Below are 15,188 nucleotides of genomic sequence, written 5' to 3' on the forward strand. Positions count from 1 at the left end.
CGAGAGACATGGCGGCAGCACGCCATTGAGCTCGAGGCCGCCACCTACCCGACCGCTACACCGAAGCCGAGCTCCGCCAGCTCCTGGCCTTCCGGGAGAGCCCCGCAGGCCGGAAGTGGAACCGAGCGGACACCTACGAAAAGCTCGCCCCGGTGTTCGCCGGTGCAGCGGTCGCTGCGCAAAAGCAGGCTCGCGCCCAGTTTTGCAGTTCGCGCGAGTGCGAGAGGCAGCCGGCGCCAGGCGCCAGCCGCTAGCGCTGCGGGTCAGACCCGCAGCGGCATCAGCACGTACTGGACGTCGGCGTCGATCGGGTCGAGGACCAGGGCCGGATCGTTCGGGCCGCCGAAGCGGAATTCGGCGATCTCGCCGGCGATCTGGTCGGTGACGTCGAGCAGGTAGCGGGCGTTGAACGACAGCTCGAAGGCCTCGCCGCCGTAGTCGACCTCGATCTCCTCGACGGCCTGGCCGGCTTCCATGTTGCGCACGGTCAGGATCACCCGGCCCGGCTCGATGGCCATACGCACAGAACGGCTCTTTTCGGCCGAAATGGTGGCGACGCGGTCGACCGCCTTGGCGAACAGCTTGTTGTCGACCAGCATGATGCGGTCGTTGCCCTGCGGGATCACGCGGCTGTAGTCGGGGAACGAGCCGTCGATGACCTTGGAGGTCAGGGCCGCGCCGTTGAAGTCCAGGCGGATCTTCTGCGCGCTGACCTGCAGGTCGACGTTCTCGCCGGCGTCTTCGAGCAGGCGGCGGGCTTCGCCGATGGTCTTGCGCGGGACGATCACGCCAGGGGTTCCGGCCGAGCCCTCGGGGGCCGGCATTTCGGCCAGGGCCAGGCGGTGGCCGTCGGTGGCCACGGCGCGCAGCTTCTGGACGCCGCCATCGACCACGGTGTGGAGGTAGAGGCCGTTGAGGTAGTACCGGGTCTCTTCGGTCGAGATCGCGAACCGGGTCTTGTCGATCAGCCGGATCAGGTCGCCGACGTCTACGCCTACGCGCCCGGAGAGGCCGTCCGAGGACATCACTGGGAAGTCGCCAGCGGGCAGCACCGGCAGGTTGAACCGCGAGCGGCCGGCGGCCACGGTCAGGCGCGGATCCTCGCCGGTGAACGACAGCGACACGTCCGCGCCCTCGGGCAACTTGCGGACGATCTCGTAAAGGGTGTGGGCCGGGGCGGTGATCTGGCCCGGCTGGTCGACCTGGGCCAGGGCCTCGTCAATGATTTCCATGTCGAGGTCGGTGGCCGAGAAGGTCAGCCGGTCGCGCTCCGCCGACAGCAGGACGTTCGACAGGATCGGGATGGTGTTGCGACGCTCGACCGCGCTCTGCACATGCCCCAGCGCCTTCATGAGCGCCGCCCGTTCAATCGTAAGCTTCATTTTCCGGTCCGAATCTCTCCAAGCGTCGACGCAGGCCGCGCCGTCGCCCCCTGCGCTGGAGGGACCTGCGACATTAGCCGAAATGCGGCCGGGTTAAAGGGGGGCAAACCATTCTGAACGGCGGAAACCGTTCAGGCGGAGGCGATGTCGAAGCGCACGGCTGAGCGGCCGAAGTCGACCGAGACGGTCTCGAACTGGGTCAGCAGGTCGATGCCGATCATGATCGTCGGGGTCTCGTGCAGGTCCCAGAGCTTGAAGATCGGCATGTCCGAAAACACCACCGGGACGTTGCCCAGGTTGAGGCCGCCGAGGCGGATGAAAGGCAGGTAGAGCTGCTCGCCGCTGAACCTCTCGCCGGCGATGGAGATCAGCCCGACATGGCTGGCGCGCTGGGCGGCGGTGGGGTCCAGCCGCATGATCAGCCGCCGCAGCGCCGCGTTGCCGAGCGAGAACTGCGAGCCGGAATCGATCATCGCGCTGATCGAGCGGCCGCTGATGTCGGCGTCGACGATGGTCAGCTGGCCGGACTTGCGTCGGGCGGGCACGACGACCTTGCCCTTGGCGCTGGCCTCCTGTTTGGACTTGGTGATTTCCAAGGTGTTGCCGGCGAATCCCATGACCAGCCGCTGGCCCTTCAGCCAGTCGATTCCGAGCACGCCGTCGATGTCGAAGGACGTCATCGGCAGCACCGGCGCCTGGACTTTCTTGCGGACCCGCGTGCCGATTTCGAGCCGGTCGAGCACCACGCTGGGGCGGCCGCGGGCGCCGACGATCGTGTGCACCCGCAGCTCGCGGCCGGCTGGCAGGGCGAGCTTTTCGGCCAACTCGGCCGAGACGCAGGAGACGTTGGCTCCGGTGTCGACCATGAAGCGGTAGGGGCCCAGGCCGTTGATCGTCACCGGGGCGGTGATGTGCTCGAAAAGCTGCCGGGTGATGGCGATGGAGGTGGGTTCATCGTCAGGTTCTGCGGCCGGCGCCTCAGGAACCTGCCCGAATGCGGAGGGCGCGGTGAACAGCAGTCCGCCGGCGGCGGCGAGCCTGCCGAGCGCGAGGCGGCGAGTCTGTGACCCGACCAGCACGTTATGCTCCCTGATGTTCCGGCGAAGCCTACGCCCGATGCGAGAAACCGTCAATTTTCCAGGGGTTTGGCGGCGATCTGGGGTTGCAGCTGCGCGGCCGGCGCCCGCGGCGTCCGCCGAGCATCGAGGGTGCGACCCGAAAAGGCGACGATAGGGCGGTCCAGACGCTATCGGCAGGGAGACCAGAAACCTGCCGATAGCCTCCAGCAATTTGCCGTCAGGCGGTCGCGGCCAGGCCCTCGTAGGCCGCCGCGATCAGGGCGACGTCGCGCGGGTCGCCGACCAAGTCGGTCCCCATGCGGTTCATCGTGTAGGACAGCGCGACCTTGCGGTCCGGATCGACCATGGCGAACGAGCCGCCCCAGCCGGAGTGCCCGAAGGCCGCCTCCGACGGACCGTAGAGCCCGTCGGTGTTGAGGAGGAAGCCAGCGGCCCAGCGGGCTGGCACCCCGAGCACCTCGTCGACGCCGCTGATCCGCAGGGCGGTCGCCTGGGCCAGGGTCTGCGGCGACAGAAGTCGGCCGGCCGCGACCTCGCCGAACAGCCGGGCCAGCGAGCGGGCGTTGGAGAAGCCGTTGGCCGAGACCAGTTCGCAGGCGCGCCAGGCCGCCGTGTTGGGCAGCAGCGGCTCGATCACCGGGTTCAGATAGGCCGCCGCCTGCGAGGGGTTGAGGTCGGTGGTCATGTTCGAGGTCGCCAGCTCGGGCGGGGCGATCATCTCGGCGCGGCGGGCCTCTTCCGAAGCCGGCAGGCCGAGGGTGAGGTTTAGGCCGAGCGGGGCCGACAGCTCGGCAGCGATGAAGGCGCCCAGGCTGCGGCCCTCGATGCGGCGAAACAGCTCGCCGGCCAGCACCCCGATCGAGATGGCGTGATAGCCCGAGCGCGAGCCCGGCGGCCACAGCGGCTCGCTGGCGGCGAGCCGCGCGGCGGCGGCCGGCTGATCGTAGAAGTCCTCGACCACGGCCGGGTCGCGGAAGCTGCACAGTCCGGCCTGGTGGGAGAGCAGCATGGCGATGGTGACGCCGTCCTTTCCGTGGGCGGCGAACTCCGGCCACCAGCGGGCGACGAGGTCGTCGTAGGCGCAGGCGCCCCGGTCGACCAGCATGGCGAAGCAGAGCGCGCCGATCGCCTTGGTCGTCGACCAGACGTTGACCACCGAGTCGGCGGCCCAGGGCCGGGTGCGGGCGGCGTCGAGACTGCCGGCCCAGAGATCGACGACAGGGGCGCCGTCGATCACCAGGGAGAGGGCGGCGCCGACGTCGCCGCGTTCGGCGAAGTTGCGTTCGAACTCGGCCGTCAGGGCGGCGAAGGCGGGGTCGGCGGAGCCGTGAATCTGGATGCTCATTTGAAAGCCTTGGAGACGGTGACGCCGAAGGTGCGCGGGGCGCCGTAGACGCGGAAGCCGAAGCCGAGGGGCAGGTTGTTCACCCCCTGGGTGACGTATTCCTCGTCGGCGAGGTTCTTGCCCCAGACGGCCACTTCCCAGTCGTTCGGCAGGGCGACGCTGGCGCGGGCGTTCCACACCCAATAGGCGTCGGTGGCGATGAGCGGATCGTTGAGCGCGTCCTTGAACATGTCGTCGGCGTAGCGGCCGTCGACCTGGAGGCGGCCGGTGGCGTCCTGGCCGAGGTCGAAGCTGTAGGCGGCCGAGACCGTGAGGCTGACTTCCGGCGCGTCGGGGAGCTTATTGCCCTTGGGCACGGCGCCGTTCGACGAGGCGAAGGCCCCGAGCTCGGTGTGCAGCAGGCCAAGGCCCGCGATCAGGTCGAGGCCGGGCAGGGCGGCCGGCGACCACATGGCGTCGAGGTCCAGGCCGTAGATCGAGGCTTCGTCGACATTCCCCAGCCGCTGGATCGGCAGTCCGCCGGAGGTGTCGCGGATGAAGGTCTGCACGTCGGAATAGTCGTAGAAGAAGGCGCTGGCCGACCAGGAGAGGCCAAGTTCCGGCAGCCGCTGCTTCACCCCGACCTCGTAGTCGATGAGGGTCTCGGGTTCGTAGGGCTGGAGCTGGGCGGTGGTGGTGGCCACGCCCGAGAAGAAGCCGCCGCTCTTCACGCCCTGGCTGATCGAGCCGTAGACCAGGGTCAGAGGGTTCGGCTTCCAGTTGAGGCCGAGCTTCCAGGACCAGTTGGTGTCGTCGATGGTCGTATCGATGAAGGCCAGGGTGACCGGGCCGGCGCCGCAGGGAACCATCGAGAGGAAGCTGGCCGGGCAGTTCGGGACCAGGTCGAGGTCGCCGCCGACATTGGCCTTTTCTTCCCAGGTGTAGCGCAGGCCGGCGATCAGGCTGAGGTCCTGGGCGAAGCGCCATTCGAGATTGCCGAAGGCGGCGGCCGACTTGGCGGTCTGGTCGGTGAAGGTCAGGAGCTTGGTGTTGAACAGGTCCTGCAGCGAGCCGTCATAGGTCATCTTCACCCGGTCGCGGGAGGCGAACACCCCGACGATCCAGTCGGTGGCCTCGGTGGAGCCGGAGAGCCGCAGCTCCTGGGAGATCTGCTCGATCTGGTCGCGCTCGACGAAGTCGGTCTGGCGATAGGGGCCGCCGTCGGTGTCGGCGCCCCACTGGCGCTTGAAGTCGACATAGCCGGTGATCGAGGTCAGGTCCGCCCAGCCGAGGTCGGCGGTCAGCCGCACGGTGGCCGCGCGCTGGTCGACGTCATAGGTCGGGTCGACCGACCAGGCACCGGCGAACGGATTCCCATCGGTGTCGGTGTAGCCCTGGAAGTCCATGCAGGCCGGCGAGCCGGGGCAGACCAGGCCGGCGGGGGCGCCGGGCGGGGTCAGGGCGCCGAAGAACTCCGGCCCGCCGACCTCGGAACGGCCTTTCTGGACCTCGAGCTTGATCAGCACCTCGACGTCGTCGGTGGCGGCCCACAGCGCCTGGGCGCGGGCGAGGCCCACCTCGCGGCGGCCGATGTCGCGGCCGAGCAGGCGGTTGTCGAAGAAGCCTTCGTCCTGCTTCACCGCCTTGCCCGCGAAGCGCAGGGCGAAGGTGTCGGAGACCGGCAGGTTGACCATGCCCTCGATCTCGGCGGTCTGATAATTGGCGTAGCCGGCGGCCAGTCGCCCTTCGACGCCGCCGAAGCTGGGCTTGGCGGTGACGATGTTGATGGCCCCGGCGGTGGAGTTGCGGCCGTAGAGCGTGCCCTGCGGCCCCTTCAGCGCCTCCATCCGCTCCAGGTCGAAGAGGTCGAAGTTCATCAGCGCCAGCGAGCTTAGGTAGACCTCGTCGACATAGACTCCGGCGCTGGGATTGTTGGTCGCCGAGAAGTCGTTGAGGCCGACGCCGCGGATGGTCACCACCGGCAGCACGCCGGGCATGTTCTCCTTGATGTCGACGTTGGGGGTGAAGGCGACGAGGTCGCTGACCTGGGCCACGCGGCGGTCGGCCAGCTCCTGGGCGCCGACCACGGCGACGTTGAGGCCGACGTCGAGGGTGTCCTGGGTGCGCTTCTGGGCGGTGACGGTGACCGCCTCGATCTCGACCGGCTCGGCGGCCTGCGCCAGCCCGCCGCTCAGGGCCAGCGCCCCGGCCCCGCCCAAAAGCCGCAGCCGCATCGTCCTGGAAATACGCATCGCGCTCCCTCCCCTTGATTTCGGCGTCGCTCGTTGGCGCGCCGTTTTTCGACATTCAAGTTTGGCGGAGTAACGACACGTCTAGAACTGGCCGTCAAGCAAACTTCGACACTTGCGTATGTCTGGTGTACGGATTGACGAAGGGCGGCGGAGGCGCGACGAACGGCCGATGGCGGCGACTGGCAATGAGACGGGGGGCGGCAAGCCGGCGCGCAAGCGCGCGGCCAAGCGCGACCTGCTGTTTGCGGAGGCGGCCCGCGAGATCAACGCCATGGGCGCCGGCGGCATCGTCATCAACGACGTGGCCGAACGCGTCGGGCTGTCGCGCAACGCCCTCTACTACTACGTCGCCGACCGCACCGACCTGGTGTTCGGCGCCTACCAGCGGGCCTGCGAGGCGAGCGCCGACGACCTGGCCGCCGCCGCGGAGGCCAGCGAGGATCCGCGCGAGCGGCTGCGCCTCCTGGTGGAAGCGCAGCTGGCCTATGAGCGGCCGCCGCAGGCGGTGCTCAGCGACGTCGACTTCCTGCCCGACGCCCAGCGGCGGGTGATCCGCGAGCTGCAGGCGCGCAACGTCGCGCGGCTGCGCGGCTGGCTGGAGGAGGGGGCGGCGGCCGGGATCCTGCGGCCCTGCAACAGCGAGATCGCCGCCCAGGCCCTGGTCGGGATGATCTCCTGGGGCCGGCTGTCGGCCGGCTGGCTCGGCTATCGCGACGGGCGCGCGGCGCGGCGGCGGATCGCCCAGGCGATCGTCGACCTGATGCTGAACGGGTTCGCCACGCGGCCCCGCGAGACCCCGCTGTGCGCGCTGGACATGGAGGCGCTGACCGCCCGCTCGTTCAACGCCTTCGACCGCCAGCAGACCAACGAGGTGAAGATCGGCCAGCTGATCGCGGCGGCCTCGAAGCTGTTCAACCAGCGCGGCATCGACGGCGCTTCGCTGGACGATATCGGGGCCGAGGTCGGGGCGACCAAGGGCGCGGTCTACCACTACTTCGACGACAAGGCCGACCTGGTCACCCGCTGCTACCGGCGCGCCTTCGAGGTCTACGACCTGATCATGGACACCGCCGTCGCCCAAGGCCGCGACGGCTTCGACAAGGCGATGATCGCCCTGCACCTGAACGTCCAGGCCCAGGCCGGGCCGGCCTCGCCGCTCATGCTGCAGCCGGGCCGGCTGGCGCTGGCGGAAGGCGACCGGGCGGCCTTCGAGCGGGCCGGCCAGCGGCTGCGGATGACCTCGAACCGCAGCCTGCGCCAGGGGATCGCCGACGGTTCGGTGCGGCCGTGCGACACGGTGTTCGTCGGCCAGGTCTCGGCCGGGATCTTCCTCTGGCTGCCGAAATGGCTGCCGGCCGACTACCCACTCAGCCCCCGGCAGATCGCCGAGGAGATCTGCGACGTGGTCGCATATGGGTTGGCGGTGAGGTAGGGGGCTCAGGTTTCGACGGGGCGTGCGGCCGATGCGCGGGCTTGTACTGCGTAGAGGACCAACGCCGCGGCGATCGCCAATGCGGCCGCGCTGGCGCCGATCGGCCAGCCCAGCGTCGAGACGATCGGGCCGCCGGCGGCGGCGCCAAGGCTGCCGCCGACGAAGTAGATGACCATGTAGGTGCTGTTCAGCTGGGCCGGTCGCAGAGGGTCCAGGCGAATGATTCGGGCCTGGTTGGCGACCTGCGCGGCGAAGAGCCCGGCGTCAAAGAGCGCCAGGGCGACCAGCGTCAGCGGCGGGGAACCGAGGCCGGGGGCGATCGCAAGGGTGCAGGCGATCGCCAGGACCAGACCGCCGATCACGACCGGGCGGGTTCCGAAACGGTCGGCAAGCCGTCCGGCCAGCGGGGGCGCGGCCATGCCTGCGAGCCCCGCCAGGGAGTAGAGCCCGACCGTCGTCGGCGATAGGCTGTAAGGTGGCAGGGAGAGCGTGAGCGAAACGCCCGCCCAGACGAGACTGAAGGCGAAGAACCACAGCGCGCCCGCCATGGCCGCGATCAGCAGGTCGGGGTGGGCGCGCAAGAGCTGCGGCGTAGAGAGCAGTCCACCGAGCCATGCCCCCAATGCGCGCGGGACCTGCCGCGGCAGCAGCGCGCGGCCGACCACGGCGCAGAGCAGGCAGGCCCCGGCGACGATGAGCAGCATCGCCCGCCAGCCGACCGCGTCGGTAAGGCCGCCGCCGACCAGCCGGCCGAGCAGGATCCCTGCCGATATGCCGGCAGTGACGGCTCCCAAGGCGCGACCCTGGCGATCAGGCGCGGCGTGCTTTGCCGCCAGGGTGCTCATCTGTGCGCCAGTGCTTGCGAAGACCCCCGACAACAGAAGGCCTGCTCCGAAGACTTCCACCGAGGTCGCCGCCGACGTCAGGATCAAGGCTCCGGCGAGCGCGGCGAGCTGGGCGGGGACGAGGGCGTGCGCGGAAGTGCGATCGACCAGCGGCACCAACAGCGCCAGTCCCAGCATGTAGCCTACGATCGGCAGGCCCGCGGCGGCGCTGGTGGCGACGAGCGAGGCGTCGATGTCCGCGGCGATCAGGCCGAGCTCCGGTTGGACGAGGTAGCTCGTCGAGGTGGCGACGGCGGCAGCCAATGCCAGGAACAGGATCCGGGCGGCGTCCAGGTGCGGGACGGCGTCTTCGGGGTTTTGAACTTGGGTCATGGGGCCGGTTTAGCGGCTGCCCGCGTGCGCATCTGGCGCATTCCGGACCCGGCCAGAACCGGTGTCTCCGGGCTTCCCTAGACTGGGATCACGCCGCCGCTGGCGCCAGGTCGAGCCGCGCGGCGAGCGCGGCCAGCGCCGCCATGACCGCGGCTGCGATCCAGAGGGCGGCTGGGCCGAGCGCATTGAAGGCCACGGCGCCCAGCGCGGCGCCGGCGACGAGGCCGAGCCAGAGCAGCAGGTGCGGGGCCCAGCCGAAGCGGTCCTCGCCGAGCAGGGCGGCGGTGATCGCCTTGCCGAGCTTGACCAGGGCGCCGGTCATGTAGGTGAGGCCGAGGCGGACCTCGCCGGCCTGGGCGAAGACGGTGTTCTCGGCCCCCATGGCGAAGGCCAGGACCAGGATCGCGGCGGGCAGCGGCGCGACTATGGCCAGGACGGCGGCGAGCGCCAGCGCCAGGGCGACGAAGGCCAGCACCGCCGGCCCGCGGCGGGACCCGGCCTTGCGGCCGATCAGGGCCCCGGTCGTGACTCCGGCGACGAAGGCGGCGATCAGCGCGAACGCCAGGCCGGCGTAGCTGGCGCCCTCGGCCAGGCCGACCGACAGGCGGGTCGAGTTGCCGCTCATGAAGGAGACGAAGAAGCCGCCGGTCAGCAGGAAGCCGATGGCGTCCACGAAGCCGGCGACGGCCGAGAGGCTGGCCGCCAGCAGTCGGACCTGGCCGTTGAGATGCTTCAGGTCGCCCCCTCCTCTAAGCCCTAAGCCTTGGTGTCGACCGAACCGCCGGCCTCGCCGTCATTGGCGGCGTAGGGATTGGCGGCCGGAGCCGCCTCGGCCGCGGCGGGCGGCAGGTCGGCGCCGGAGCCCTTGGCGGCGACCACGACCATGGCCGGACGGATCAGGCGGCCGAGCAGTTCGTAGCCCGGCTGCAGCACCTGGATGACGCCGCCGGCGGCGACGTCGGGGGCGGCCTGCTCCATCATCGCCTGATGCTGGTGCGGGTCGAACTTCTCGCCCTTCGGCGGGTCGATCTTCATGAGGCCGTTGTTCTCGAAAGCGCTCATCAGCGACTTCTGGGTCATCTCCATGCCGACGACGAAGTTCTTCACCGCCGGGTCGTCGACCGGCGCGGCCAGGGCGCGGTCGAGGGTGTCGGCGACGGTCAGCAGGTCGCGGCCGAACTTCTGGATCGCGAAGGCCCGCGCGTCGTTGGCCTCGCGCTCGGCGCGGCGCTTGGCGTTTTCGGCGTCGGCGGCGACGCGCAGCATCTGATCCTTCAGCGCCTGGACCTCGGCCTTCAGGGCGATGATCTCGTCGACGGCCGCGTCGGCGACTTCGTTGAATTCTTCGGCCGGCGTTTGATCGTCGGACATCTTGTAATCCTCTAAGCGTTCGTCACCTGGGACAGCACGCGGGCGGTATAGTCCACCAGCGGGATGACCCGGGCATAGTTTAGGCGGGCGGGACCGATGACTCCGATCGCGCCCAGCACCTTCTGCCGGCCCGTCATATAGGGCGCGGCGATGACGGCGGAACCCGAAAGGGAAAAGAGTCGCGTTTCGGCGCCGATATAGATCCGCACGCCCTGGGCGTCCCGCACGTCGTCGAGCAAACCGATCAACTGCTCCTTTTGTTCGAGGTCGTCGAACAGCATCCGCACGCGTTCGAGGTCGTCGAGGGTCTCGCGGTCGCCGAGCAGGTTGGCGCGGCCGCGGACGATCAGGGCGCGGTCGGCGCCCTCGCCGCCGCTCCAGGCGGCCATGCCGTCCTCGACCAGGCGAGCGGCGGCTTCATTGAGTTGGCGGCGGGCGGCCTCCAGCTCGTTGCGGATCTCCAGCCCCGCCTCGCCCAGGGTGCGGCCGCGCAGCCGGGCGTTCATGAAGTTGGACGCCTCCTGCAGCGAGGAGGGCGTGACGCCGGCGGCCAGCCGCATCAGGCGGTTCTCGACGACGCCGTCCTCGAACACCATGACCGCCAGGGCCTGGTCGGCCGACAGCGCCACGAACTCGACGTGCTTGACCCCGGCGTCGCGGACCGGGGTGACGACGATGCCGGCCCCGCCGGCCAGGCCGGAGAGGATGGCGGAGGCCTCGTTCAGCGCCTCTTCGAAGTTGCGGCCCTTGGCCGAGAGCCGGGCCTCGATGTTGCGGCGGTCCTCCTCGGCGACGTCGCCGACTTCCAGCAGGCCGTCGACGAACAGCCGCAGGCCGGCGTGGGTCGGCACGCGGCCGGCGCTGACGTGCGGCGCGCCCAGCAGACCCAGCTGTGTCAGGTCCTGCATGGTGTTGCGGATCGAAGCGGGCGACAGGTGGACGCCGCCCTTGGAGAGCGTGCGCGAGCCGACCGGCTCGCCGGTTTCCAGGTAGCCCTCGACGACCCGGCGGAAAATCTCGCGGGCGCGTTCGTCGAGTTCGCCGAGCGACGGCCCGGGGGAAAGCAGCGGGCTGGTCACGACGGGCGGCGGTGCTCGGTCAGGGCCATGGACGGAACCTCTCTCATCTAGGATAAGCCGCCAAACGCAAGACGCCAGACCCCATAGCTTCCAGGACCACCTATGCGCCCCTCCGACCGCACGCCCGACATGCTCCGCACCGTCACCCTGGAGACCGGGGTGAACCGTTACGCCGAGGGATCGTGCCTGGTCAGCTTCGGCCACACCAAGGTGCTGGTCACCGCCAGCGTGGAGGAACGGGTGCCGGGCTTCATGCGTGGGCGCGGCGTTGGCTGGGTGACGGCTGAGTACGGCATGCTGCCCCGCGCCACCCACACCCGAGGCCGCCGCGAGGCCGCGGAAGGCAAGCAGTCGGGCCGCACCCAGGAGATCCAGCGGCTGATCGGCCGCTCGATGCGCGCGGTGGTCGATCCGGTCGCGCTGGGCGAGCGGCAGATCTCGATCGACTGCGACGTGATCCAGGCCGATGGCGGCACCCGCACCGCGGCGATCACCGGCGCCTGGGTGGCGCTGCGGATGGCGACGCAATACCTGCTGGACGAGGGCGTGATCTCCAAGGACCCGATCGTCGACCAGGTCGCGGCGGTGTCGTGCGGCGTCTATGCGAACACCCCGGTGCTGGACCTGGAGTACGAAGAGGACTCCAACGCCGAGGCCGACGCCAACTTCGTGCTCACCGGCAAGGGCGACATCGTCGAGATCCAGGCGACCGGCGAGAAGCGCGGCTTCACCCAGGACGAATTCGAGGCGCTGTTCAGCCTGGCCCGCAAGGGCATCGGCGAGCTTTGCGAAGCCCAGCGCGCGGCGACCAGCAAGTAGGGCGTTGTTCTCCCTCCCCTTCGCGGGGAGGAAACTCCCTCGATCATGCCCGAAAACGAAAAACCCCGCCCCGGGGAGGACGGGGCGGGGTTCTCGTGTCTAGACGGGCGGCAGGGGGAGGGAGGGGCGCCGCGGGTCGTCTAGAGGCCGTTCAGCAGATAGCGGAACGACGATGCCGGCATACGTGCAAGCTCGCGGGCGAACGGGCCCATGAGCCAGTCGATGACGCGTTCAATAGCTTGAGCCATGTCCATCTCCTTTTTGTGCGACGCAGCAATTGTTGCGGTGCACATAAGGACATGTTTGCGACTACGCAATAGGCGGTGGGTGACTTTTAGCGCAAGATTCGCGAAGCCGGGGCATAATCGTCCCGGTGCGACGAAAAGGTCACGTTTTCGGCGGCCATTCGGCGGTGTCGTGGTCGGGGTGCTGAAACGAGACGATGCCGGCGAGGTGTGCGGCGGCCTGCGGTTCGTCCGCCGGGTGAACCGGCAGCTTGGCCAGGTCGGCGAAGTAGGGAAGCTGATCCGGGGATGCGAGCTGTTCGCTCGGCCGCACGTCGCCAGGCCGGTCGAGCGCGCCGATGGCCAGGGCGACCAGCTTGTCGCCGTACTCGTAGGTGAGCGGCGTGCCGCAGTCGCCGCAGAACCCGCGCATCACCTTGTTCGAACTCTGGAAGCGTCTGGGCTGGCCGCGGGTCCAGATCAACGCCGCGACGGGCGCGCCGACATAGGGGCCGAAGAAGCCGCCGGTCGCCTTCTGGCACATGCGGCAATGGCAGATGGAGGCTTCGCCGAGTTCGCCCTCGACGCGGAAGCGCACCGCGCCGCACTGGCATCCGCCGCTGGCGCTCATGCCGGGGCGCCGAAACGCTGGGCCGAACGGGCCTTGGCCTTGGCGGCCTCTTCCTCGCGGTCCTTGGGCCGCGCGGTGGTTTCGAGGTTTTCGAACAGCCGGCGGGCGACGCCCGCGACCTCGTCGACGGCCGCGTCGAAGGCCGCGCGGTTTGCCTTGGAGGGGGCGTTGAAGCCCGACAGCTTGCGTACGAACTGCAGCGCGGCGTCGCGGATCTCCTCGTCCGTGGCCGGCGGGTCGAAGTTGAACAGCGTCTTGATGTTACGGCACATGGGCAGGCGTCTCCTTCCCTCGGTGTCTGCAAGATAATCCGGGCAGGCGGCGGGCGCGAGCCTAGGGCGGCGCGCCGAACCGGAGCCAGGTGGTCGGGAAGTCTAGCATCCCCCTGGACTTCGCGGCGGCGCGGTTGCTTAAGACGCCAGCCTAAACGCGAGACCCGAGCATGAGCCGCTTCTGGAGCGACCTGACCCACCAGCTGAAGCCCTATGTGCCAGGCGAGCAGCCGAAGATCGCGGACCTGGTCAAGCTGAACACCAACGAGAGCCCGACCGGGCCGTCGCCGAAAGCCATGGCGGCGATCGCGGCCGAGGCGGCGGACAGTCTGCGGCTCTACCCGGACCCCGAGGCGCGGGCGCTGCGCGAAACCCTGGCGCGCTATCACGGCGTCAGCCCTGAGCAGGTGTTCGTCGGCAACGGTTCGGACGAGGTGCTGGCCCACGCCTTCGCCGCGCTGCTGAAGCGCGACGCGCCTCTGCTGTTCCCGGACATCACCTACAGCTTCTATCCGGTCTATTGCGGGCTGTTCGGCATCGCTTTCGAGACCGTGCCGCTGGACGATGCGATGGCGGTGCGGGTCGAGGACTATCGGCGCCCGGCCGGGGCGATCATCCTGCCCAATCCCAACGCCCCGACCGGGGTGGCCTTGAGCCGCGCGCAGATCAAGCAGCTGCTGGACGAGCATCCCGACGTGCCGGTGGTGATCGACGAGGCCTATGTCGACTTCGGCGCCGAGAGCGCGATCCCGCTGGTGGCCGAGCATCCGAACCTGCTGGTCGTGCAGACCATGTCGAAGTCGCGGGCTCTGGCCGGGCTGCGGGTCGGCTACGCGATCGGCGACGCAGGCCTGATCGAGGGGCTGGCGCGGGTCAAGGACAGCTTCAACTCCTATCCGCTGGGCCGGCCGGCCCAGGCCGGGGCCATCGCCTCGGTCGAGGACGAGGCGTTCTTCCAGGCGTCGTGCGCGGCGGTGATCGCCGAACGGGGCCGGCTCACGGCGGGGCTGGAGGCGCTGGGCTTTGCGGTCCTGCCGTCGAGCGCCAACTTCGTATTCGCCCGGCATGGGGCGCGGGGCGGGGCGGAGCTGGCCGCGGCGCTGCGCGAGCGGGCGGTGATCGTGCGCCACTTCGGGGCGGCGCGCACGACCGACTATCTGCGCATCACGGTCGGGACGGATGCACAGACGCAGCGGCTGCTGACGGCGCTCGGGGAAATCCTCGGCTAGCGCCCCCGCCGCGGCGGGGCCTAAGCTGGCGCCATGAGATGGAGCCGGGTGCTGGCGGGCGTCTATGCGGCGCTGTGCCTTGGAGCGTTGGCGCTGATCCCGATCAGCTCGCGCGGCTGGTTCGGGGTCGAACCCGACCCCCTGGCCGGCGTGCTGGCGATCGTGCTGGCCATGCCCTGGAGCTTCGCCCTCCAGTGGCTGCCTGTCGGCGGGCCGTGGCCCGGCATGCTGGTGGTGCTGGTCGGGATGGCCGCCAATGTCGGGGTGATGCTCTGGCTCGGCCGGGTCTCGCGGCGGGGTCTTTAACCCACGGCCACCTCGGCTTTCAGGAACTCGGCGAGGTTTCCGCCGGTGAAATGCAGGGCGCGGACGCCGGCGCGGGCGGCGGCCTCCAGGTCGGACCCCTTGTCGCCGACCATCAGCGAGCGCGACAGGTCCACCGGCCATTCGGCGATCGCGCGCAGCAGCATGCCGGGGTTAGGCTTACGGTCCGGCGGGTCGGGGTGCCGGTAGACGTCGACCTGCGCTTCGGGATGTTGCGGGCAGTAGTAATAAGCGTCGATGCGCGCGCCGATCTCGCCCAGGCTCTCGCTCATCTTGGCGTGCAGGGCGATGACGTCGTCCTCGGCGTAGTAGCCGCGGCCGACCCCCGACTGGTTCGTGACCACGAACACCCACCAGCCGGCGGCGTTGAAGGCGGCGACGGCCTCGCGGGCGCCGGGAATCCAGTGGAAGTCCTCCCAGCGGTGCACGTAACCAGGGTCCTCGTTCAGGACTCCGTCGCGGTCGAGGAACAGGGCAGGGCGGGTGATACTCATCGGGACGCTCACGGTTCGCCATCGTATAGCCAAAGACTTGGGGCCCTGCGCGTGGTTTC

Annotated in this window: 15 protein-coding genes; 4 read left to right on the top strand and 11 right to left on the bottom strand. The window is 69.7% G+C overall.

The features are described from left to right. Positions 1-263: 263 nt before the first annotated feature. The 4 genes from dnaN to GGQ61_RS06990 form a co-directional block, all read right to left on the bottom strand. The gene (gene dnaN / locus GGQ61_RS06975; protein WP_183771018.1) at positions 264-1,382 is read right to left on the bottom strand and encodes a DNA polymerase III subunit beta; all 1,119 of its coding nucleotides are present in this window, start codon (positions 1,380-1,382) and stop codon (positions 264-266) included. A 131-nt stretch (positions 1,383-1,513) separates the two neighbouring features. Further along, positions 1,514-2,461, bottom strand: coding sequence for an aspartyl protease family protein (locus GGQ61_RS06980; protein WP_183771020.1), 948 nt, complete (start codon positions 2,459-2,461; stop codon positions 1,514-1,516). 217 nt (positions 2,462-2,678) lie between these two features. After that, entirely contained in the window at positions 2,679-3,806 is a 1,128-nt protein-coding gene (locus tag GGQ61_RS06985; protein ID WP_183771022.1) for a serine hydrolase domain-containing protein, read from the bottom strand. Beyond that, the gene (locus GGQ61_RS06990) at positions 3,803-6,037 is read right to left on the bottom strand and encodes a TonB-dependent receptor (protein ID WP_183771024.1); all 2,235 of its coding nucleotides are present in this window, start codon (positions 6,035-6,037) and stop codon (positions 3,803-3,805) included. The genes GGQ61_RS06985 and GGQ61_RS06990 overlap by 4 nt, the downstream gene beginning before the upstream one ends. Before the next feature lie 169 nt (positions 6,038-6,206). Between GGQ61_RS06990 and GGQ61_RS06995 the strand changes: the two genes are divergently transcribed. After that, positions 6,207-7,469, top strand: a complete 1,263-nt coding sequence (locus tag GGQ61_RS06995) for a TetR-type transcription factor C-terminal domain-containing protein (RefSeq protein ID WP_183771026.1) — start codon at positions 6,207-6,209, stop codon at positions 7,467-7,469. Positions 7,470-7,474: 5 nt separating this feature from the next. Here the strand turns inward: GGQ61_RS06995 and GGQ61_RS07000 are convergent, their stop codons facing one another. From GGQ61_RS07000 to hrcA, 4 genes are all read right to left on the bottom strand, one after another. Beyond that, on the bottom strand, positions 7,475-8,686 hold the full coding sequence (locus GGQ61_RS07000; protein WP_221220918.1) for an MFS transporter: 1,212 nt from the start codon (positions 8,684-8,686) through the stop codon (positions 7,475-7,477). Positions 8,687-8,774: 88 nt separating this feature from the next. Beyond that, a complete protein-coding gene (locus GGQ61_RS07005) occupies positions 8,775-9,422 on the bottom strand; it encodes a YoaK family protein (protein ID WP_183772398.1) in 648 nt (215 codons plus the stop codon). Between the two features lie 20 nt (positions 9,423-9,442). Next, on the bottom strand, positions 9,443-10,057 hold the full coding sequence (gene grpE, locus GGQ61_RS07010; protein WP_183771028.1) for a nucleotide exchange factor GrpE: 615 nt from the start codon (positions 10,055-10,057) through the stop codon (positions 9,443-9,445). An 11-nt stretch (positions 10,058-10,068) separates the two neighbouring features. Beyond that, on the bottom strand, positions 10,069-11,136 hold the full coding sequence (hrcA, locus tag GGQ61_RS07015) for a heat-inducible transcriptional repressor HrcA (protein ID WP_183771029.1): 1,068 nt from the start codon (positions 11,134-11,136) through the stop codon (positions 10,069-10,071). Between the two features lie 102 nt (positions 11,137-11,238). On the opposite strand from hrcA, the gene rph reads away from it, so the two are divergent. After that, complete coding sequence (gene rph, locus GGQ61_RS07020; protein WP_183771030.1) at positions 11,239-11,955, top strand: ribonuclease PH; 717 nt, start codon at positions 11,239-11,241, stop codon at positions 11,953-11,955. A 387-nt stretch (positions 11,956-12,342) separates the two neighbouring features. Here rph and GGQ61_RS07025 read toward each other — a convergent pair whose 3' ends face one another. Both GGQ61_RS07025 and GGQ61_RS07030 read right to left on the bottom strand, forming a co-directional pair. Then, positions 12,343-12,810, bottom strand: coding sequence for a GFA family protein (locus tag GGQ61_RS07025; RefSeq protein WP_183771031.1), 468 nt, complete (start codon positions 12,808-12,810; stop codon positions 12,343-12,345). Then, positions 12,807-13,082: a DUF2277 domain-containing protein gene (locus GGQ61_RS07030; RefSeq protein ID WP_183771032.1), complete on the bottom strand. Its 276-nt coding sequence runs from the start codon at positions 13,080-13,082 to the stop codon at positions 12,807-12,809. The genes GGQ61_RS07025 and GGQ61_RS07030 overlap by 4 nt, the downstream gene beginning before the upstream one ends. A gap of 170 nt (positions 13,083-13,252) precedes the next feature. Here GGQ61_RS07030 and hisC point away from each other — a divergent pair, with 170 nt between their 5' ends. Beyond that, positions 13,253-14,311 carry a histidinol-phosphate transaminase gene (gene hisC, locus GGQ61_RS07035; protein ID WP_183771033.1) on the top strand — a complete coding sequence of 353 codons (1,059 nt, stop codon included), beginning with the start codon at positions 13,253-13,255 and terminating at the stop codon, positions 14,309-14,311. Positions 14,312-14,344: 33 nt separating this feature from the next. Further along, positions 14,345-14,617: an SCO4225 family membrane protein gene (locus GGQ61_RS07040; RefSeq protein ID WP_183771034.1), complete on the top strand. Its 273-nt coding sequence runs from the start codon at positions 14,345-14,347 to the stop codon at positions 14,615-14,617. Here the strand turns inward: GGQ61_RS07040 and GGQ61_RS07045 are convergent. After that, entirely contained in the window at positions 14,614-15,129 is a 516-nt protein-coding gene (locus GGQ61_RS07045; protein ID WP_183771035.1) for a D-glycero-alpha-D-manno-heptose-1,7-bisphosphate 7-phosphatase, read from the bottom strand. The two genes, GGQ61_RS07040 and GGQ61_RS07045, sit on opposite strands and share 4 nt — an antisense overlap. Positions 15,130-15,188: the final 59 nt, after the last annotated feature.

This window comes from Phenylobacterium haematophilum, from assembly GCF_014196295.1.
GTDB lineage: Bacteria > Pseudomonadota > Alphaproteobacteria > Caulobacterales > Caulobacteraceae > Phenylobacterium > Phenylobacterium haematophilum.

Bases quoted from the DNA above. Each gene is read 5' to 3' on its own strand.
- dnaN (WP_183771018.1), bottom strand. From the start codon at position 1,382: ATGAAGCTTACGATTGAACGGGCGGCGCTCATGAAGGCGCTGGGGCAT.
- GGQ61_RS06985 (WP_183771022.1), bottom strand. From the start codon at position 3,806: ATGAGCATCCAGATTCACGGCTCCGCCGACCCCGCCTTCGCCGCCCTG.
- GGQ61_RS06990 (WP_183771024.1), bottom strand. From the start codon at position 6,037: ATGCGTATTTCCAGGACGATGCGGCTGCGGCTTTTGGGCGGGGCCGGG.
- GGQ61_RS06995 (WP_183771026.1), top strand. From the start codon at position 6,207: ATGGCGGCGACTGGCAATGAGACGGGGGGCGGCAAGCCGGCGCGCAAG.
- GGQ61_RS07000 (WP_221220918.1), bottom strand. From the start codon at position 8,686: ATGACCCAAGTTCAAAACCCCGAAGACGCCGTCCCGCACCTGGACGCC.
- grpE (WP_183771028.1), bottom strand. From the start codon at position 10,057: ATGTCCGACGATCAAACGCCGGCCGAAGAATTCAACGAAGTCGCCGAC.
- rph (WP_183771030.1), top strand. From the start codon at position 11,239: ATGCGCCCCTCCGACCGCACGCCCGACATGCTCCGCACCGTCACCCTG.
- GGQ61_RS07025 (WP_183771031.1), bottom strand. From the start codon at position 12,810: ATGAGCGCCAGCGGCGGATGCCAGTGCGGCGCGGTGCGCTTCCGCGTC.
- GGQ61_RS07030 (WP_183771032.1), bottom strand. From the start codon at position 13,082: ATGTGCCGTAACATCAAGACGCTGTTCAACTTCGACCCGCCGGCCACG.
- hisC (WP_183771033.1), top strand. From the start codon at position 13,253: ATGAGCCGCTTCTGGAGCGACCTGACCCACCAGCTGAAGCCCTATGTG.
- GGQ61_RS07040 (WP_183771034.1), top strand. From the start codon at position 14,345: ATGAGATGGAGCCGGGTGCTGGCGGGCGTCTATGCGGCGCTGTGCCTT.
- GGQ61_RS07045 (WP_183771035.1), bottom strand. From the start codon at position 15,129: ATGAGTATCACCCGCCCTGCCCTGTTCCTCGACCGCGACGGAGTCCTG.